Annotated in this window: 15 protein-coding genes and 1 pseudogene; 6 read left to right on the top strand and 10 right to left on the bottom strand. The window is 59.2% G+C overall.

Annotated elements, in window-relative coordinates; translation table 11 throughout:
* Positions 1–58: 58 nt before the first annotated feature.
* Both DIE15_RS07580 and DIE15_RS07585 read right to left on the bottom strand, forming a co-directional pair.
* Positions 59–1,168 carry an alcohol dehydrogenase catalytic domain-containing protein gene (locus tag DIE15_RS07580; RefSeq protein WP_124832823.1) on the bottom strand — a complete coding sequence of 370 codons (1,110 nt, stop codon included), beginning with the start codon at positions 1,166–1,168 and terminating at the stop codon, positions 59–61.
* Positions 1,169–1,302: 134 nt separating this feature from the next.
* Positions 1,303–1,884: an amino acid synthesis family protein gene (locus DIE15_RS07585; protein WP_124832824.1), complete on the bottom strand. Its 582-nt coding sequence runs from the start codon at positions 1,882–1,884 to the stop codon at positions 1,303–1,305.
* 120 nt (positions 1,885–2,004) lie between these two features.
* Between DIE15_RS07585 and DIE15_RS07590 the strand changes: the two genes are divergently transcribed.
* The 5 genes from DIE15_RS07590 to DIE15_RS07610 all read left to right on the top strand — a co-directional run bounded on the left by DIE15_RS07590 (position 2,005) and on the right by DIE15_RS07610 (position 7,509).
* On the top strand, positions 2,005–2,859 hold the full coding sequence (locus DIE15_RS07590) for a fumarylacetoacetate hydrolase family protein (RefSeq protein WP_124832825.1): 855 nt from the start codon (positions 2,005–2,007) through the stop codon (positions 2,857–2,859).
* 28 nt (positions 2,860–2,887) lie between these two features.
* Complete coding sequence (locus tag DIE15_RS07595; protein WP_124832826.1) at positions 2,888–3,451, top strand: VOC family protein; 564 nt, start codon at positions 2,888–2,890, stop codon at positions 3,449–3,451.
* 77 nt (positions 3,452–3,528) lie between these two features.
* Positions 3,529–4,962 carry an aldehyde dehydrogenase family protein gene (locus DIE15_RS07600; RefSeq protein ID WP_124551266.1) on the top strand — a complete coding sequence of 478 codons (1,434 nt, stop codon included), beginning with the start codon at positions 3,529–3,531 and terminating at the stop codon, positions 4,960–4,962.
* A gap of 90 nt (positions 4,963–5,052) precedes the next feature.
* The gene (locus DIE15_RS07605) at positions 5,053–6,666 is read left to right on the top strand and encodes a bifunctional 3-(3-hydroxy-phenyl)propionate/3-hydroxycinnamic acid hydroxylase (protein ID WP_124832827.1); all 1,614 of its coding nucleotides are present in this window, start codon (positions 5,053–5,055) and stop codon (positions 6,664–6,666) included.
* Positions 6,667–6,870: 204 nt separating this feature from the next.
* On the top strand, positions 6,871–7,509 hold the full coding sequence (locus DIE15_RS07610) for a GntR family transcriptional regulator (protein ID WP_260428196.1): 639 nt from the start codon (positions 6,871–6,873) through the stop codon (positions 7,507–7,509).
* 80 nt (positions 7,510–7,589) lie between these two features.
* On the opposite strand, the gene DIE15_RS07615 is transcribed toward DIE15_RS07610, so the two are convergent.
* The 6 genes from DIE15_RS07615 to DIE15_RS07640 all read right to left on the bottom strand — a co-directional run bounded on the left by DIE15_RS07615 (position 7,590) and on the right by DIE15_RS07640 (position 15,220).
* Positions 7,590–8,747: a porin gene (locus tag DIE15_RS07615; RefSeq protein WP_260428197.1), complete on the bottom strand. Its 1,158-nt coding sequence runs from the start codon at positions 8,745–8,747 to the stop codon at positions 7,590–7,592.
* Positions 8,748–9,196: 449 nt separating this feature from the next.
* Positions 9,197–10,651 carry an MFS transporter gene (locus DIE15_RS07620; RefSeq protein WP_260428198.1) on the bottom strand — a complete coding sequence of 485 codons (1,455 nt, stop codon included), beginning with the start codon at positions 10,649–10,651 and terminating at the stop codon, positions 9,197–9,199.
* Between the two features lie 25 nt (positions 10,652–10,676).
* Positions 10,677–11,873 carry a cytochrome P450 gene (locus DIE15_RS07625; protein ID WP_185734383.1) on the bottom strand — a complete coding sequence of 399 codons (1,197 nt, stop codon included), beginning with the start codon at positions 11,871–11,873 and terminating at the stop codon, positions 10,677–10,679.
* A gap of 10 nt (positions 11,874–11,883) precedes the next feature.
* Positions 11,884–12,339 (bottom strand): flavodoxin domain-containing protein, encoded by a 456-nt coding sequence (locus DIE15_RS07630; RefSeq protein WP_048985697.1) that lies wholly within the window; start codon positions 12,337–12,339, stop codon positions 11,884–11,886.
* Positions 12,340–12,362: 23 nt separating this feature from the next.
* Positions 12,363–13,616 (bottom strand): oxidoreductase, encoded by a 1,254-nt coding sequence (locus DIE15_RS07635; protein ID WP_124832830.1) that lies wholly within the window; start codon positions 13,614–13,616, stop codon positions 12,363–12,365.
* Between the two features lie 104 nt (positions 13,617–13,720).
* Positions 13,721–15,220, bottom strand: a complete 1,500-nt coding sequence (locus DIE15_RS07640) for an APC family permease (RefSeq protein ID WP_124832831.1) — start codon at positions 15,218–15,220, stop codon at positions 13,721–13,723.
* Positions 15,221–15,611: 391 nt separating this feature from the next.
* Here DIE15_RS07640 and DIE15_RS07645 point away from each other — a divergent pair, with 391 nt between their 5' ends.
* Positions 15,612–16,310 carry a response regulator transcription factor gene (locus DIE15_RS07645; protein WP_124832832.1) on the top strand — a complete coding sequence of 233 codons (699 nt, stop codon included), beginning with the start codon at positions 15,612–15,614 and terminating at the stop codon, positions 16,308–16,310.
* A 757-nt stretch (positions 16,311–17,067) separates the two neighbouring features.
* Here the strand turns inward: DIE15_RS07645 and DIE15_RS07650 are convergent.
* Positions 17,068–17,286, bottom strand: a pseudogene (locus DIE15_RS07650) (transposase); the annotation flags it as partial.
* 85 nt (positions 17,287–17,371) lie between these two features.
* Positions 17,372–18,700: a hypothetical protein gene (locus DIE15_RS07655; RefSeq protein ID WP_124832834.1), complete on the bottom strand. Its 1,329-nt coding sequence runs from the start codon at positions 18,698–18,700 to the stop codon at positions 17,372–17,374.
* Between the last annotated feature and the right edge of the window lie 65 nt (positions 18,701–18,765).

Consider the following 18,765-nt stretch of genomic DNA (forward strand, 5'->3'; position numbering starts at 1 on the left):
CGCTTTCGGCCGACGACACCCCGGCGCCGTTGTGGTGCAGAAGTGTCGCCGATGTGCGTTACGGACAGATCACGTAGTTGCTGAAGCCGCCGTTGCGGTTCTCAATCCCGCCCAGCGCGACATTGATGTCCTCCAGCTTGAACGTGCAGTGTTCGAAGACCGACAGATCGACGACGCCGGATTCGACCATGTCCGCCATTTCCTGTCCTTGCCCGGCCGTGAACCAGGCGGAGCCGCTCAGGCGCTGGTCATTGTCCATCATGTAGTGAAGATTGACCGGCACGTCGCCGGCAACCGCGCCGATATTGACGAGATGGCCGCCACGGCGCAGCGTCTTAAGCGATTCTTGCAGCGTCGTATGCGGCGCGCCCGGTCCGAGCGCATCAATCACCGCATCGACACCTTCCCCGCGCGTGATGCGCGCCGCCCATGCGTCGACCGGCTCGTCATCGAGCGCCAGAATCTCGATGCGATCCGGCGCAATCGCCTTCACGCGCTGAAGCAACTCTTTGTTGCGTGCGGTACCGAGAATCTTCCGCGCGCCAAGTGCGAGCCCGAACAGTGCAACCCCGATACCGAGCGTCCCGCTGATGCCGTTGATCAGGATCGTGCTGCTCGGCCCGACTTCCGCCTTCTTCAGCGCACGATAGGCGGTGCCAAGATAGCCGAAGCGCGCTGCGGTCTCATGGCTCAGGTTGTCGGGTATCTTGACCAGGCTGTATTGCGGCGCGGTCATGAACTCGCACAGCCCGCCGTACGGATAGTCGTCGAAGATGGCCTGCGATCGCTGGCTGAACCCGAAATAGCCATTGAATGTGTAGTACGGACAGGCCGTGGTATCACCCGAGCGGCACGCGCGGCAACCGCCGCAATAGCGCGCCGGATTCACGTAGACGCGGTCCCCCACGTTGAATGCGTGGACCTGACTGCCGACTTCCTCGATCACACCCGTCGCGTCGAGACCGAAAATCGCCGGCAGCCGGGGAAGCGGCAGGTGGGGAAACCATTTCTGCCAGTTGCTCAGCACGTTGCCGAGGTTGGGCACGATGCCACATGCCTTGACTCTCACCAGCACGTCGGTCGGCCGCGGCGACGGCACCGGAATATCCTCCACCACCATCGGTGCGCCGACATCGTGCATCCGTGCTACTCGCATCATCTTCGTCATGTCTGTCTCCTGTCTGTCACTCTTCGTGTATTCACAACACACATTCACCGGCCCGGTCATCTGTCTGCGACTCAAGCCAGGCTAAATGCATGATATCAATTTTTATGCACAAAAATACCAATTCCGCCTAAACTTCATCGCAGGCCGTCGAGACCCTTGACGTCCGACGCCGCGAGGCCGCCCAGTCGCGCATGCACGCGCCCGCCCGTCGCCATCGCGAGTGCGAACGCGATCTCGTTGCGGCGCGGGCCATCCCAGACGGTCACCTCGCACGTGCCATAGTGACTGCGGACATAAGACGCCTGAATATGGCCCAGCGGTACCATCAGGCGCGTACCAACGCCGCCGATCGTCTTGGCCGATGGCACCATTGCCTTCGGCTGGCCCAGCGATTCCCGCATCGCCCAGCCGCCGGCTTCGTGCCATACGGCGCCATGCTCGAGTTCGCCATCCTCGCCGACGATCGCGCCCTTTCCGTATGCCTCGACGTTCTCCACGCCGCCGAGCAGCGCCACGACGCGTGACGACAGGTCATGCCCGAGTTCGCGCAGCGCTTGCATGAACGGCAACAGGTCAGGCTCGTACCGCCCCGCATACGGATTCGCGACGACGGCAGTCGCGACCGCAACCCGCAGCGGCTCGCTCACGCGCTCTCCCCCTTCGTGCCAGACCTCCTCCAGGTCGAGCTTGATCTTTCTGACATTGACCAGCGGCATCTTTCTGCTCCACGAAAATTGTTCGGATCGCCGGGAGCCAGTTTGTGCTCCCGTGCTTGCATTATATCCATTCCGATGTAATATGCATAAAAACATGTTTTATGCCCAAACGGAGGAGCAATGAAACTCGTGTCGTATCGCCGGGCCGGCAAGGCCGCTTTCGGTGCAATCAAGGAACAAGGGATCGTCGATCTCGCGTCGCGCATGCCGGCGCTGGCCGATCTCGCTTCACTGCTCGCGGATGACGCGGCACTGGACGAAGCACGCCGGCTCGTCGCCGCGGCCGCGGCCGCGGATTTCCCGTTGACCGATGTCGAACTCGAGCCGGTCATTCCACGCCCGAACAAGATCATCTGCGTCGGCATCAACTATGTCGCGCACGCAGCGGAAGCCGGGCGCACGGTCGGCAAGTACCCTGTCATCTTCCATCGTTACGCGGAAACCCTGTTGCCGCACGGTGCACCGCTGATTCGTCCGACCATTTCGGACAGTTTCGATTTCGAGGCCGAACTCGCGGTCGTCATCGGCCGCGGCGGTTCGCATATCGCACCGGAAGACGCGATGAGCCATGTTGCCGGCTATACGTGCTTCAACGACGCCAGCGTCCGTGATTGGCAGTTCCATACGCACCAATACGGGATGGGCAAGAATTTCCGCGGTACCGGCGCGCTCGGCCCGTGGCTCGTCACGACCGACGAAATTCCGGACTACCGTGAACTCTCGGTACACGGTCTGTTGAATGGCGAACAGATGCAGATCGGCAAGCTGTCCGAACTCGCCTTCGACATTCCGGCCCTGATCGCATACGTATCGCAGGCGCTCGACTGGCAGCCGGGCGACATCCTCGCGACCGGCACCCCGAGCGGGATCGGCTTCAAGCGCCAGCCGCCGGTGTTCCTGAAGCCTGGCGACACTTTCGACGTGGTGATTCCGGGGGTCGGCACGCTGTCGAACCCGGTGGCCGACGAAGCGTGAGCGATACTCGAACAATCAGGAGACGATCATGGCAGCACTGCCGAAAATTCAGTTCACCCACTGCGGAATCTTCTGCAGCGACCTCGACCGGATGGTCGACTATTACCGCAAGGCACTCGGGTTCGTGATCAGCGACAAGGGTGTCGCGTCGACCGGACACAATCTGTACTTCATGACGCAGGATCCGGAAATCCATCACCAGCTCGTGTTGTTCGATGGAAAGCCCACCAACCTCCCCTTCAACCCGGTCAACCAGCTTTCCTTCCTGCTCGATTCGCTGGACGATCTGCGGACGTATTACCAACGCGCGAAACGCGCGGGCGTCGCCAGTATCGAGCAAGTCGATCACGGCAACGCGTGGTCGATCTATTTCAAGGATCCTGAAGGCAATCCGATCGAACTCTACGTCGACAGCCCGTTCTTCACCGCGCAGCCTTGTCGCGAGCCGCTCGATCTCGATCTCCCGAGCGCTGAAGTCCTGAGACGGACGGAAGCGATGTGCGTGCGCCGCCCGGGCTTCCTGACGCGCGACGCATGGATCGCGGCAATGCGCGAACGCATCGCCGCCCAGCGCACCGCGTTCGACGAATAGACATACCAATCCGCAGCGTCCGCCGCGTTCGACGGCAGGCGGACGCCACCCTGCAAAAATGGGGGAGATCACTGGTCATGAAGTGCAATCTGATTGGCGGGTCGTGGCGCACCGGCGCCACTTCACGCCGCAACATCAATCCGTCCGATCTCGACGACGCGATCGGCGACTATGCGCACGCGGATGTCGAGCAGGCACACGAGGCAATCGACGCCGCTAGCGACGCTCAACGCGGCTGGCGGGACAGCGGCATCCAGGCCAGAGCGAATGCACTCGACGCGATCGGCAGCGAATTGCTCTCGCGACAGACGGAACTCGGTACGCTGCTGTCGCGTGAAGAAGGCAAGACGCTTGCCGAGGGCATTGCCGAAGTCGCGCGTGCCGGGCAGATATTCAAGTTCCACGCCGCCGAAGCGGTGCGCTCGGGCGGCGAATACCTGTCGTCGGTCAGGCCGATCGTCGACGTCAGTATCACGCGCGAGCCGGTCGGTGTCGTCGGCATCATCACGCCGTGGAACTTCCCGATGGCCATTCCGGCCTGGAAGATCGCGCCGGCACTGGCGCACGGCAACAGCGTCGTCTTCAAGCCGGCGGACCTCGTCCCGGGATCCGCGTGGGCGCTCGCGGACATCATCCACCGCAGCGGCATTCCGCCCGGCACATTCAATCTCGTGATGGGGCGCGGAAGTGTCGTCGGCAACGCGATGGTCGCCTCGCCGAAAATCCACGCGATCTCGTTCACCGGATCCGTCGATACCGGACGGAACCTGCTGCTGCAGGGCGCGCGCCAGTTCAAGCGGATGCAGCTCGAGATGGGCGGCAAGAATCCGCTCGTCGTCCTCGACGACGCGGACCTCGACGTCGCCGTCGACTGTGCGATACAGGGCGCCTATTACTCGACCGGGCAGCGCTGCACCGCGTCATCCCGTTTCATCGTGCAGAAAGGCATCTATCCGCGCTTCATCGCCCGTGTCGCGGAAGCGCTCGAGCAGCTCCGCGTCGGGCATGCGCTCGATGTCGACACGCAAATCGGGCCCGTTGTCGACAGCGAGCAACTGCGACTGGATGAAGCGTACGTGGAAATCGGCAGGAATGAAGGGGCGACGCTGATCTGCGGCGGTACGACCGTCTCCCGCAGCACACGAGGCCATTTTCTGACGCCGGCGCTGTTCTCCGACGCGGCGCCGAAGATGCGCATCGCGCGCGAGGAGATCTTCGGCCCGATCGCGTGCGCTATTCCGGCGAAGGACTACGACGAGGCGCTGGAGATCGCGAACGACAGCGAGTTCGGGTTGTCAGCCGGCATCTGTACGACGTCCCTGAAATATGCGGCGCATTTCAGGCAACACATGCGCAGCGGGATGGTGATGGTCAACGTGCCCACCGCGGGCGTCGACTATCACGTGCCGTTCGGTGGCACGAAGTCGTCGAGCTACGGCCCGCGCGAGCAAGGCCGATACGCCGCCGAATTCTTCACGACCGTCAAGACCGCCTACACGAAGGCATACTGAGATTAGTCGGGCGACGGTCCGGTGGACCCGCCCGCACCGCCGGGCAAACGTGGTCGGCTCTGGTGGAACGAATATGAACATGGAGGAGATGTGGACTTCGATTTGATCATCGTCGGTCTCGGCCCGGTCGGTGCAGTCGCCGCCAACCTGGCCGGTCAGGCCGGCCTGCGCGCGCTGGTCGTCGACAAGTCGTTGACTGTCTACGACAAGCCGCGGGCAATGGGATTCGACCAGGAAATCATGCGGATCCTAGCCAACCTCGGGATCGCAGACAGAATCGCGCAATACGTGATGCCGTACCGCCCGTCCGAATACCGGACGACCGACACGCGGGTGATCCGCCGCATCGACGCGGCAGCCCCGCCGTACCAGCTCGGCTGGGCGCCGAATTACGTGTTCATGCAGCCGCAAATCGAAGGGATCCTGCGCGACAATCTTGCCGGCTACCCGTCGGTCAGGGTCGAGCTCGGTGCGGAAGCGACCGCGGTCGAATCACACGACGATGCCGCATCCGTGACGATCTCGCTGGCGTCGGGCGAGCAACGCACGTTCACCGCAGGCCATGTGCTGGCCTGCGATGGAGGAACGAGCCCGATCCGTACGCGGCTCGGCCTGGACATGGAGGATCTCGACTTCGACGAGCCATGGCTCGTCGTCGACGTGATGCTCAAAGACGGTGCCGGCGAGAGCCTGCCGGCAACCAACGTGCAGTATTGCGAGATCGCGCGCCCGTCGACGTTCGTCGTCGGACCCGGCCACTGCCGCCGCTGGGAGTTCATGATCAATCCGGACGAGACACCCGCCGAGGCCTGCCGTCCCGAGTTCGTGAAGAAACTGATTTCGCGCTGGCTCGCCGACGACGAGTACGAGATCTGGCGTGCGTCCGCCTACCGGTTTCACGCACTGGTGCTGCGCCGCTGGCGAGCGGACCGGATATTCTTCCTCGGTGACGCGGCGCATATGACGCCGCCGTTTCTCGCGCAGGGAATGTGTCAAGGCATCCGGGATGCATCCAATCTCGTCTGGAAGCTCGCGATGGTTTCGCGCGGTAAGGCCGGCACGGCACTGCTCGACAGTTATCAGGCTGAACGGTTGCCGCACGTCAAGCGCACGACACTCGTGACAAAGGAACTGGGCAAGCTGATCTGTGAACGCGATCCCGTCGCGGCCAGCGCGCGCGACGAGCGCTTGCATGCGGAGATGGCCGCCAATCCTGGTGGAACGGTCCGGCAATCGTTGATTCCGGGGTTGAGCGATGGCTTTCTGTCCGCTTCGAGCGACGGGCCACGCGGGCTGCTGTTTCCGCAGCCACGCGTGCGGACGTCAGCCGGCGACGAGCGCCTGCTCGACGACGTGACCGGCGCGACCTTCCGGCTCGCAGTGGACGCACGTACCGATGCCTTGATCGTCGCGCAACTTCGGCAGGCATGCGATCGCCTGCAGCATCTGGCGATCCAGTTCGTCGCGATCGGGCCCGACGCGCTCGCGCCCGACGCTTCGCCGGATACGTATCAGGACGTCAATGGCGTGTTGACCGGCTGGATGGCCCAGCACGATTGCCGTGCGGTCCTCGCCCGCCCCGACCACTATGTGTACGGTGGTTGTCGTGAATCACGGGAAGCGCTTGCGCTGCTCGACGAACTCGCCGGCGCGCTGGCGGCAAAGGGCTCGCAAGCACATGACGCGCCGGCGACGAGCCTTTGATCCGGAACGCGCATCATGTAACAGCCTTCAGCGCTCGGTGCTTTGCCCGAGCGCTTTTTTTTGTCCAACGAGCCTTCTGACTCAATCTTGCATAGAAGCTATCTTTGCGCATAAAATTACCGCATTGAAAATCCGGAATGCCACGCCATGGATTCGACACCTGCCTCCAACGGTGCCCCGCTCATCGATGTTGCTTTCGCGCGGATGAAAACCTCGATCATCCGGTGTGAACTGGAGCCAGGCACGCGCCTGAAAGTCGAGAGTCTGTCGAAGACCTACGGTCTCAGCAGTTCGCCGATTCGCGAAGCACTGAACCGCCTCGCGCAGGACGGAATCGTGCAGGCGACCGAGAATCGCGGCTTCTGGGTCGCACCGATCAGTATCGACGACTTCAAGGACATCACGCGCCTGCGCATCCTGCTTGAACACGAAGCGCTGATGGATTCCATCGAGTATGGCGACGACGACTGGGAAGTTGCCGTGCTGACGGCGTTCCATCGGCTGAGCCTCGCCGAAAAGCGAATGGGTACCGGCCCGGTGGCCCTCGACGACGACTGGTCGGAGCGCCATCGCGCCTACCATATGGCGTTGCTGTCCGCGACGCCGAGCCCGCTGCTGCTGAACATGGTCGGATCGCTGTTCGACCGCGCCGAACGCTATCGGCGCTACTCGGCACTCCATCGGACGGAGGAACGCCACAAGGGCGCGGAACACGAGGCGCTGATGAAAGCGGCGATCGGACGGGAAAAGGACAAGGCAGCGAAATTGCTGCGCAAGCATATCGAAGGGACGTTGACGCGTGTTGCCGCCGCACTGGAACGGCAATTGGCATCGGTGCAGTAAGTCGCGCGCAGTGCCCCGATACTGCGTCTGCGAATGCACCCCATTGCGACGACGACTCCCGCCGCCGTCGCACGGATCAATCAGAACATCGTTTGCATGCCGATCCGGCCGATGAACTGCGAGCGACTGCTCGACGGGCCGAACGTCCCGTTGATCGATGCATTCGCGCCCCCGTTCGTCAGCTGATACACCGATTGCAGATAGACGGCCGTCCGCTTCGACAGATGGTACTTCGCAACGGCCCCCCATTGATGGGCGTGATTACGGTCAACAACCTCGTTCCCCCACATGTAGGTGTAGGCGAGGCTCGTCGAGAACGCCGGCGTGAACTGATACAGTGCGCCGACCTCCGCCGCGTTGACAACCGCGCCGTTGTGCGTATTGCGCGTGTCAGTGAACAGCGCCGTCAGCAGCAGCTTGTCGCCGCGATATTTCGCGCCGAGCCCGTAGTTCCTGATGCTGTCGCCGAGCAATGACGCATAACGCACGTCGGTATAGGCCGCGCCGAATGCAAACGCGCCAGCACTGTAGCTGGCACCAAAGCTTTCCGCGCTGTTTTGGCGGAAATCCCCGGCCACGCCGCCGAATGCGTACATTCCGCCGAACCGGAATCCTCCCAGCAACGGACTCGTGTACTTGACCGCGTTGCCAAGAGGCGTGTCGCCGTTCATGCGGTCGAAGTCGAACGCCTCGTTCGGCGGAGAATCGGGAATGCCGAGCTTCGCAAACGGACCATCCCGGAAGCCGTAGAATCCGCCGCCATACATCGCCATATCGGCCCCGACATCGGCGAACAGCGTGTCGACCATGAAGTCGTACTGGCGTCCGAGCGTGAGCCTGCCGAAGCGCGTGTTGTCGAGGCCGACCCATGCATTGCGCGCGAAAAGCCCGGTTCCGGTACCGCTCCCGTTGCTCTTCTGAGCGACGAGATTGCCCTGCAGCGTGAACTGCGTCACCAGCTGGAACACCGCGCGGGTGCCGCCACCGAGATCCTCGGTCCCGCGAAATCCCAGCAGGTTGGGCAACGCGATGCCGTCGTCGAGCCGCCATGCAGGGTGGCCCGACGTATTGCTGATGTATGACACACCTGCATCGAGCAAGCCCCAGAGCGTCACGCTGCTTTGCCCATAGGCACACGATACCGGGCCCAGACCCGCTGTCGCGCAGGCAATTGACGTAATGACCCACCTTTTCACCGTCGTCTCCTCCATATCGTTTACGAAGTCGCCAATGCGCACAAGAAATGCCTAAGATGCTTTTTTGTGCATATTTATATTCTTTGCGCACACTATACACAGCTTTGCAAGACGCAAAACTCCGTGTTTACGCGTGAGTGCGCTGCAGCATGAAGACGCATGCCGACGTCGAAGCTGCAGCAACTCCACGCGCTGCGGCGGTCGCTACGTGGCACGTCAATGACGTTGCAAAGGGCTGGCGATCAGCATCCGGGGGGCGCAGGCCGAGAAGCGAGGCTTCGCTTCGAACCGTGATGGTCTTTCAACGCTGCACGTGTTCGTGACTCAATGACTTTCATAACGGTCACGATGGCGGCGAGTTCGTATTCCGCGATCGCGACAAGTACGTCCTGCCCGGTTGCAGTGGGGACACCGTGTCGCACGATCCCATCAACTCCAGACCGCGATCTGAAGCGTGAAAAGGTTAGGCGAATCGCTGGATTGGATGGCGGTCATTCAGAGACTAAGGGGCTATCTCGATGTGACGAGTCAGGATGTTGGCCGACTATGGTTCCACCCGTAGCAGGCAAAAACGCCAGCTGCCCGCACGATGGGGCTTTCAGTGTGCATAGGATCACCAACCCGAGCACGGAGGAAATACATCCGATAGAGAAATCTGCTCGTATGCCCATATGATCGACGATCAGCCCTCCCACGGCGGACCCAATCGCGATGGCGACTTGAACAACGCAAATGAAGAGCGCCGAACCGACTTCGGGGCAGTCAGCGGCATCGTGCTGAGTCCAGATGCTGAAGCACAACGGGATTGCACCGAACGCAACGCCCCAGAGCGACAATGCTGCCGCCTCGCCGATTCGCGCGTGATCCAGTACCACCATCAGCAACAATGCGAAGAACAGCAGAGCCGTCGCGATCGCGGTGGCGACTTTCACGTGGCCATCCATCACCGCCGAAAGCGTCACGTTCGACATGAAGCCGACAATACCAAACACCATCAGCAGGCTTGAAATCTCCGATACCGAAAAGTCCTCTCCGAGACGAGGTTCCAGGTACGTATAGGTGGAAAAATGCGCGCCGAATACGAACGCCACCATCATCAGGCTCAGACGCACGTGCGGCCGGCGCAGCAGCGAAATGAAGTCCTGAACGCCCACGGTGGTTTCAGCCGTCAGCTTCGGCACGAAGGCGACCTGCGCAAAAAGCGCTACCGTTGCGAGGACACCGGTCGCAACGAACGATTCCCGCCAGGACGCCAGCGTAGCGATCAGTGTCCCGAGCGGCACACCAATGACAGTAGCCGATGCAACCCCGCCCAGGATGCATGCGATCGCACGCGCCGTATACCGGGCTTGCACCATGCGCCCCGCCGCCGCGGTCGCGAGCGTCCAGAACCCTCCCAATGCGATCCCCAACAGTGCCCTGCCGGCAAGCATCGTCGTGAAGTTCGTCGAGTACGCACTGACGAAGCTTGAGCACGTCAGCAATCCGGTTAATATCAAAAGTATGTACCTGCGATCCCATTTTCCAGCAACAACCACCGAGGTCGGCGCGGCCAAGGCAGCCATCACGCCGGGCAAAGTCATCATCAAGCCTGCCGTCCCGGACGTGACATGCAGATCCAGAGCGATGTGCGCCAGAAGGCCGACCGGTAGAAATTCGCAAGTGACGAACGCAAATGCGCTGACCGCGACGGCAAATACGGCGAACCATTGATGTCGTGAGGTTGGGACATCGCCGGGAAACTTCCCGGACGAGCGGCTTTTGGAAGGCATGCTATCGGAGCGCGGATGTGGAATGATGGAAGCAACGGACGATACGGTCGACAGCGTGCGCATGACGACACCGGGCGAGTCGCCGATAGCGGAATGAAGGGAGCGCCCCGAGCAGTTGTTGCTCGCGAGACGCTCCTTGAGCGCTAATCCGGAATACCCCCGATCAGCGAGCATCCCCCGTTTCCCGTCCTCGGTCGCTTCAGGAAAAGCGCAACGGCAAAGTCAAATAGTTGCGAATTCGATCGTCGTGCTGAACCGCGGGAGAGCCGGCGAGCTCCACGCGTGAATAGCGTTCCGCTATGGCTGACAAGATCACCTCGATCTCGACGCGGCTGATCAATTGCCCCGCACAGCTGTGTGTTCCGATGCCGAACGACAGCATCTGGCTTTCACGCATCGAACGAGTATGGTCGAATGTGTTCGGATCCTCGAACACATCAGGATCCCGATTGACCGCCGCAGTCATGAAGCGAATGACGCTATTTTCCGGGATCACCGTGCCTCTGATCGTAACTGCGGCTTTGTTGTACCGAGTGAAGGACATCTCTGGCGGATACAGACGCAAGAATTCGTTGATCATCGCCTGGCGGCTTTCGCGATCGGCTTTGTAGAGGTCGAAGAGTTCAGGCTCGCGCGTGAAATGCTCCAACGTCGACGCGAGCACGTAAGCCGGATTAGGTGCACCGGAGAAGAAAAAATTGACCATGGCCTGGACGACTTCAGCCTCGGATAGTTCGCCTCGCGCTTGTGCCTCGATTAGCGCGTCCGCAAGACCGTTTCCAGGATTTCGGCGCTTCTCGGCAACAAACGCGTTGCACCGGTCGAACAGATACTTGAAGCCCTCTACCGCATCGTCCAGCTGCGCCTTCGTTGAAGCCGGAGACTGAGCCATGACAATACGCAATCCGTTCTCTATCACACCTTCGATGTCGTCTTCCGGTATGTCGAAGATGCGGCACATCGTGACGTGCGTGGGTACGACACAAATAGTGTGATGGGCCTCGACAATGCCATCTTGCGCGATATTGTCCAGCGCGTCGCTCACAAGCGCCTTTGTATGCTTCGCCCACTCCGCGACCATCTTCGGCGTGAACCACTTGTTGAAGTGCCGCCGCAATAGCGTCTGCCGTGGCGGATCGTAGAACAGCACACTTTCCTTGAACACGTGCCACGGATGGGGTTTCACCCAGTTCGGCTCCTCCATGCTCATCGCCGGATGCTTGGCAAACTCCACATAGTCGGAATACTTCGAGACGACGAACTCACGTTCGCTAATCCGATACACCGGTGCCTCGCGTTGCAATCGCTCATACCACGGATACGGGTTGTCGCGAAATGCGAGGTCCGCCCACGGAAGGTAAGGATCGCTCATGAAATCGTCCGTTTGATTTTTCATCGAAACCACCTTATTTGCCCAAAATCGAAAGGATGCCTTGGGACCATGCCACCGCCACCTGGTTTGCAGGCATGCCCTTCGATGCATTGTGTCGTCCCGTTTCGCCAATTTGCGTGGCGCCGCACGAAGCGAGCATCTCAGTCAATAGATCGATTGCACGGTTGTAATTCTCGTAGCTGGAATCCCCGAGCCCAAACGCGGCAAATCTCATCGAAGCCAGATCGGGACGCTTCGCGACGAGCGCGCGATAGAACGGCTCGGTCGTCTCCGGCATATCGCCCTCGCCGTACGTAGAAGTAACAACGATCGCGAAACTGACAGCCTCCAGTTCGTCCACTGCTTGATCCGCCATCGATTTGACGACGCTCGGCATATCCTTCTCCGCGAAGCACATCGCAATATCGTCGGCAACCATCTCTGCGTTACCGCTCTCCGTGCCAAACAGAATCAGAATTGATGCATTCATTTCTTTTGCTCATATTTAGACGATTACCCCACGCTCACGACCTGCCTTGCAACTTCCAGCAGGCGCCTGCGATCTGCAATTTTCTTGCGGAGCCTGTTCGGCCCCGCCGCATCCCGTTCATACCGGTCCACCTCCAGCCAGCCGGCGTAATTCACGAAATCGGTTGGAAACTGGTCTCCGAGCGCGGCCAGTCCAGGTCGGCCGATCGGCAGCGCTCCGTCTTGCACCATCGCAACGATCTGCGCGGCCACGGCTTGTGCGTCTCTGCGATTCGCGGCAACCCCGCCCTTTCCGCCGTTCTTCGCCCAACCGACCTCGAATACATTCAACGCACGCCACGGCCCGCATCGAGCGCCGATATCGCCGACCTCGTTCGTAAAACCAATGGCAGTAACGATCGTGTCAACGTGAAAGCTCACGATACCTTCCGCTTTCGAGTGTCCGCGCAAAACACTTTTCGTCAGCAGTGCGTCGACCTGCACCGGCGTACATTCGAAGTGGAAAACAATTTCCACCAGCGGTTTGGCAGATACGATGCGTCTCGCGGCATTCCGCAGCACTTGTGCCTTTTCGCTCTGATCGTCGTTCGAAAGACCCGATGCAGATACCTTTACATGCCCCAGATCACAGAGTTCACGCAGCATGGCAAGGTCAAATTTCGCGTCGCCTGCGCTGGATCTTCCGACGAGGTGAATCCGCTCGAGACGATTCGAGCGAAGCATCGATAGCCGCTCGTCGTCGATATCGGAGTTATCGAATTGCTCGATGCGTTTGGCCAGCAACCGGGCAACGTCTATGGCGACGTTCCCGTGCCCGACGATCGCCAACGATTCACCCAAGGAGCAAAATCGCCCTCTGTCATGGGGCAACCGAGGCTCGGGATAGCCGTTCAGCGCCCGCAGTATTTCGCCCGCCCCAACGACGTTTGCTTTCGGGTGTTGTGGAACCGGAAGAACCGAATCCGTTGCCAAACCAGTCGCGAGCGCCACAATGTCGAAACTCTCTGTCAATCGCTCAAACGACAGGTCTTTTCCGATAGTTACATTCCCGAAAAAATTGACCCCATCGCGTCTAAACAACCGATCGAACTGCATCGCCACGGATTTCGAACCCTGATGATCGGCCGCGATGCCGTAACGCAACAGACCGAATGGTACCGGCTCCGATTCAAACACCGACACTGCGGAATCCGGCCAAACCTTTATCAACGACTGAGCCAGGTAGCACCCGGACGGTCCGCTTCCCACGACAGCAATGGATGGATTAATGATGCGCATGAACGTACCTGGACTGGTCTCTTGAAACGGAGATGAATCGGATGCCGAGTTGCTTCGCGACTGAAGCCGAAGCTATCGAGATTCACATCCGAAGCATGGATATGTCATTGGGTGACGGCGAGAACGGCCTCGTCGTCCGTGCCGCCATCTCGCGGCTCGACGTCAGGATTGCGCCCCAACCGCCGGAACACTTCCGGCTTGGCCTTCCTGAAATAAACGGCCAATGCCATCCCGAAAATCTGCACTGCGCACAGGCTATAGAGCATCCACGTGCTTTGGCCCGGTTCGCCGCCAACGAGAAGCTCGAAGTGCTTGCCAACGAGGACGACGAGCGCAACAAACAGGACTGCGGAGATGCCGGGCGCAACACACGCTTTGAAAACGCCTGCACCGATGAACCGCCCCTCGCGGAAATACCAGACGAGACATGAAACATTCACGACGGTCATAAGGATCAGTCCTCCTGCGGTACCGACGCCAGACAGTCGACCGTAAAGCAATTCCGGTTGGGCCCCGGTCACGATGAACGGCAGAAGAACAAGCAGCGTCAGCGTCGAAACCGTAACGGACGAGCGGTGCGGTGACAAATGCTTCGGATGGATCGCACTCAGGTACTGCGGAAATGCGCCGTCGATGCCGAGGTTGTGAAGATAACGCGTCAGCACGTTATGAATGGACAAGCTGGACGCAAACGCCGAGGTCAAAACCAGGATCGCGACCGGCGTGCGCATCCGCGCACTGACGAACTTGTCGAAGGCATTCTGAAACATGGTGGCGGGCGATTGCGTTGCGACGGAGATCACGTCGTGTCCATACACGCGAATCAGTGCATATGCGCAGAACGTATACAACAGACCGATGAAGATAACCGCACCATAAGTTGCTCGCGGAATGGTTCTATCCGGGTCGCGCACCTCATCACGGAACAATGCTGTCGCCTCGAACCCCATAAAGAAAGAGACGGCAAACAGCATGGCAAACGGGCTGTTCGCGTTGAACAATCCGGATGGGGAAAAAATGGCGTTCGGCGGCAAGTCGCTCAGGGGATTGCTGCCAATAACTCCAGTGCAGAACGCGATGCAAACGATGACTTCGGCGACCATTACCCAAGTCAGGAACTTCGCGGATACTTCGATGTGCAGATATCCGAAAATCGCGATGGCAAGCCAGCATGCGAGCGTAAAGTAGTACCAGGGGAATGCCCATCCCGTGAGCGTCCGCTGCAGATCAGCGGACGCAACGCCAAAATACGCCGGAACACCGGCAAGGATGATGAAGTACGTAATCGTGGCGAGCATTCCGGCTCCAAGCCCGGCACTCTTGCCCAATCCATGCGTGATGAATGCGTAGAAGTCGCCTGGTCGCTTCGCAGCATGGTTGAGTGTCAGATATCCCAGCGAGAACAGCATCAGCAGAACCATCGTCGCGATGAAGATGGTAGGGCTGGCTGCACCGCCATACATCAACGCGACCGGCACATATCCCGATACGGTCGTGAGAGGGGCCGAAAAAGCCAGAACACTCAGCGCAAGACCAAAGGCGCCCATATTCCCGGTAAGTTTATTTCCCTTCTCAGCAATCGCCCAGTAACCGCTTGTCTTCATTCGAGCCACCTCTTTTCTGTGCGCGGTTCTCTCGGTATCGCACTGTGATGCGCGTACCGCAGAACCCGTTGACTTGGTAGCCGAACTATATTCAGCGAATTTCTGGCCAACATCCTCCGAAAGTATCTATGCGTCGCTTCAAGATGGAGCGCCGATCGCGCGTGGTGCGCCATGCACGACCAACGTGCAATGACGCGCTTCCAGATCGTGCGTCTACCTCTACGGCACCCTGGCACTTGGCCGGATTCGTCGCCACCGTCGCCTTGGCTCGGTTCTTGCATCCAATCGTTGAACATCGCGCTAGCAGCCTTTTCGCGTAGGCCGCCAGCGTTCCAGCCTCCGTCAGACAGGTTCGGAAAAGGATCCTTTGTCTATTCCACTTGGATAAACCATGCGATATCATCTGAACGACGATTGCAAGGACTTCGCCAAGCGGACCATTGCGTTTTCCCAAACCCTTCTGGAATCGTCTGCCGCAATCTTTACCTGGTTTGACGCTACCCAGAAGATCCCACCGTGCACGGAACACGGCCTCGGCGACGTGATGATTCGCGACTATTACCGAGACTTCAGAGAGTTCGATCCGATCTCCCCCGACTTCCTTTTATCAAACAGATCTTCGGTCGTTACTCTAAGAAAGATCGCAGACAATAGATTTAGAGATTGCCACATCCCATACGCACAGTTTATGGCGCGGTACGGGTTCGTGGACGAGGCCGCCTTTGTCTTTGGGCAAGACAACCGAGCCATCGCTTTTCTCAATGTTCTAAAAGGCAGACACGACAAAACGCTCGACAATGAATCCGTACTCCAGGAAATGCATAGCTATATCCAGTACAACCTTCTCGGATTGGATTCAATAAAAACCCATCGACGCAATCGGAAACTCACCGAGCACCATCTATTGACAGCCCGCGAGCTAGCGATCGCCAACTTGATTGCGAGTGGACTTTCCAACAAGGAAATTTGCCACGAATGCCAGATCGAGCTGGTGACGGTCAAAACGCACGTGGGAAGGGTTCTGGCAAAGCTCGGATTGAATACGCGGTCACAAGTCGCGTCATTTCTGCACTCGATAACCGCGGATTGACCGTTGCAGTCCGGCCTCGTGGAAGCGAAGTCTGATGCGTGCGGTCCATTACAGTTCAGTTGCAGGCGGGGCGAACCGACGCCGCCCTCAACCAGGCCGTCGAAACGACTTGCGCCCGCTCCAGGCACCATACGAACGCACGCGGCCCGCTGAGCCTGCAAGCTTTCGCAATACCATCAGCTTGACACGCCATGGTTTCGACAGCTTCGCCAAAGGTACAGACGAGAGATCGGGGCCGAATTGGCACGTTCAGTGGCGTTTCCACCGCGTACTCTCGCGGTGGCCGCTTCCATGCCGTGATCTGAAGTTGGACCGTTTTTTTTACTTTCGGCTACGCTCGGCCGGACTCTGCTCTCCATTCCGCGCGTCGAAACGCAGGTGCGCAACCACTTGTCCGAGGCTGTAGTACGTAACGAAGCTGCTTCGGTCTGACTCAATGTTACGGATTCCAGCATCGGAATCCGTCTGACAAGCAGAGACCTCTGCTGAGTCAATCGGAGGACGGCTATGCAGCGATCGCAGGAATATCTTTCGCATGACTCGGTTCCCTGTTGAGTCCACTACTGAGGTCTGCGCGCCAACCCGACATTGAAGCGCAGAGGTGGTTACAATCGACAAAGCGTGAAGCATCATGATCTTTTCAAGTCCACGCCGGATCGCTCGACGCCAATCACAACGACATCGGAACGACGACGACCCAGGCGACGTGGACGATCTATACATCGTCTCTAGCGATACCCGATGCCCCTTGCTTGGCCAAGGCCTCCGCCAATAGCTTCGTTAGTCGATCATTCTCGCCCTCAAGGTACTTCAACCTTTGCGATTCAACGCCGTCGTTGCCACCAAACTTCGCCCGCCAGGAGTAGAAGGAGGTATCGCTGAAACCGTACGTCCTGCACAGATACTGGACCGCCTCGCCAGCTTCGGCCTCTCTCAAGAAGCCGATGATTTGCTCGTTCGTAAAGCGCTTCCGCATTCTCAAACCTTCCTCGAAAGTGACCTTTGCTGGCGTCAGGTAGCCTAGCGCTCCAGAGAACAGGTCCGTTTCTCACGTGCCCCCTCTAACTCGAGGCAGCATGTGACGACAGTTCCCTTCGTCGATTGCAGTACGATTCGATACCAACAAAGAGGATCACCTGGACAAGCACCGACACCGGTGTCGCCCACTGGTACAACGATGGGAAGAGCGATGCGTTACCGATGCACACTCCACATAGGGTTGCGATCAGGCATGAGCTCAATCCCGTCCATCGCCAGTTCTTGATCACTTGAGGCATGACATCGGGCACATCTCGGGATCGTCCAACCCAGAACTGATCGACGAGAAGCAACGTGACGAAGCAAGCCATGGACATACCGATATAGTTCAGGGCACTCGCGAGCAAGTGCGTACCATCTGAAATCAGCACAGCGGCCGCAACCGCGCAGAAAGCAACGATGACGACTCTTCTGCTGACGGAAACGCCAAATAGATGCTCGAGTGCGTTGACGAAAGCAACGGTGCCTGAGTAGATGTTCCCGAGATTGATTCTGAGCTGCGTCGTACACGCGAAAATGATCCCCCCCGCACCCAGCAACGAAACGAAATAGACGCCAGGATTGCTTTCCCGCATCTGGACAGCGAACCAGATCCCCAAGATCCCGGTGATCCCATAACAGAAAGCTGGAAACAACGCGCCAACAAACACCGTCCCTGCTCGGAGTTCTCGTTTGCGCACAAATCTTGCATAGTCGGCCGTCACAAGACCAATGATGAAGGCGAGACCGTTAACGATGCCCAATACTTCAAGCAGGCTGGTGAAGGGGGCTGCCGCAAGCCGAATCTCCGGGAGCGGAGCGCCAGCCATGGGAACATCAAGCGCGTTTCTTATCGCCCACACAACAAACACAACGAACAGCACCAGACTCATCGTCTGGAATCTTGCAAGAACCTTCATGCCTGACCACACGAGCGGCAACATGACGAAGACAAGGCAGATGTATATCAACGCATGAGGAGCTTGCGGAAAGAGAGCCTGCAGCGAAGCCCCCATGATGTTGGCTTCTGCGACGAAGTAAGTGAGGCAGGCCACTCCGTAGGTCAGGCTGAATAATCCCGCTCCACGATATCCGAGCACGGTTCTGGCCCAGATATTGATGCCAAACCCTGTCTGAATGGATCGACGAACGAGCAGCACACCGACGAATGTCGAAACGCAGTATCCGTAGGCCAGTCCGATCAGCGCGGCTGCTACGCCAAACCTCACGGTAATGATCGACGCAATCTGAGCAAAGAAAAGCGCGGTCGCAATACCTAACGTAGCGAAGAATATGCCCTGCCAACCGGTCCTTGCATCTTCAGGAACCGGACTGGACGCGTAATCATCATCGGAGTGAGTTGATGCCGGCATACAGAAATCCCAATACCTTCGTGTCAGGAAAATGCGCAACGCGGCGCCGCGGAACTCACGAAGGA

It is taken from the genome of Burkholderia sp. Bp9031, assembly GCF_003857965.1.
GTDB lineage: Bacteria > Pseudomonadota > Gammaproteobacteria > Burkholderiales > Burkholderiaceae > Burkholderia > Burkholderia ambifaria_A.

Bases quoted from the DNA above. Each gene is read 5' to 3' on its own strand.
- DIE15_RS07595 (WP_124832826.1), top strand. From the start codon at position 2,888: ATGGCAGCACTGCCGAAAATTCAGTTCACCCACTGCGGAATCTTCTGC.
- DIE15_RS07655 (WP_124832834.1), bottom strand. From the start codon at position 18,700: ATGCCGGCATCAACTCACTCCGATGATGATTACGCGTCCAGTCCGGTT.
- DIE15_RS07585 (WP_124832824.1), bottom strand. From the start codon at position 1,884: ATGCCGCTGGTCAATGTCAGAAAGATCAAGCTCGACCTGGAGGAGGTC.
- DIE15_RS07620 (WP_260428198.1), bottom strand. From the start codon at position 10,651: ATGCTCGCTGATCGGGGGTATTCCGGATTAGCGCTCAAGGAGCGTCTC.
- DIE15_RS07600 (WP_124551266.1), top strand. From the start codon at position 3,529: ATGAAGTGCAATCTGATTGGCGGGTCGTGGCGCACCGGCGCCACTTCA.
- DIE15_RS07625 (WP_185734383.1), bottom strand. From the start codon at position 11,873: ATGAAAAATCAAACGGACGATTTCATGAGCGATCCTTACCTTCCGTGG.
- DIE15_RS07590 (WP_124832825.1), top strand. From the start codon at position 2,005: ATGAAACTCGTGTCGTATCGCCGGGCCGGCAAGGCCGCTTTCGGTGCA.
- DIE15_RS07645 (WP_124832832.1), top strand. From the start codon at position 15,612: ATGCGATATCATCTGAACGACGATTGCAAGGACTTCGCCAAGCGGACC.
- DIE15_RS07630 (WP_048985697.1), bottom strand. From the start codon at position 12,339: ATGAATGCATCAATTCTGATTCTGTTTGGCACGGAGAGCGGTAACGCA.
- DIE15_RS07640 (WP_124832831.1), bottom strand. From the start codon at position 15,220: ATGAAGACAAGCGGTTACTGGGCGATTGCTGAGAAGGGAAATAAACTT.
- DIE15_RS07610 (WP_260428196.1), top strand. From the start codon at position 6,871: ATGAAAACCTCGATCATCCGGTGTGAACTGGAGCCAGGCACGCGCCTG.
- DIE15_RS07580 (WP_124832823.1), bottom strand. From the start codon at position 1,168: ATGACGAAGATGATGCGAGTAGCACGGATGCACGATGTCGGCGCACCG.
- DIE15_RS07635 (WP_124832830.1), bottom strand. From the start codon at position 13,616: ATGCGCATCATTAATCCATCCATTGCTGTCGTGGGAAGCGGACCGTCC.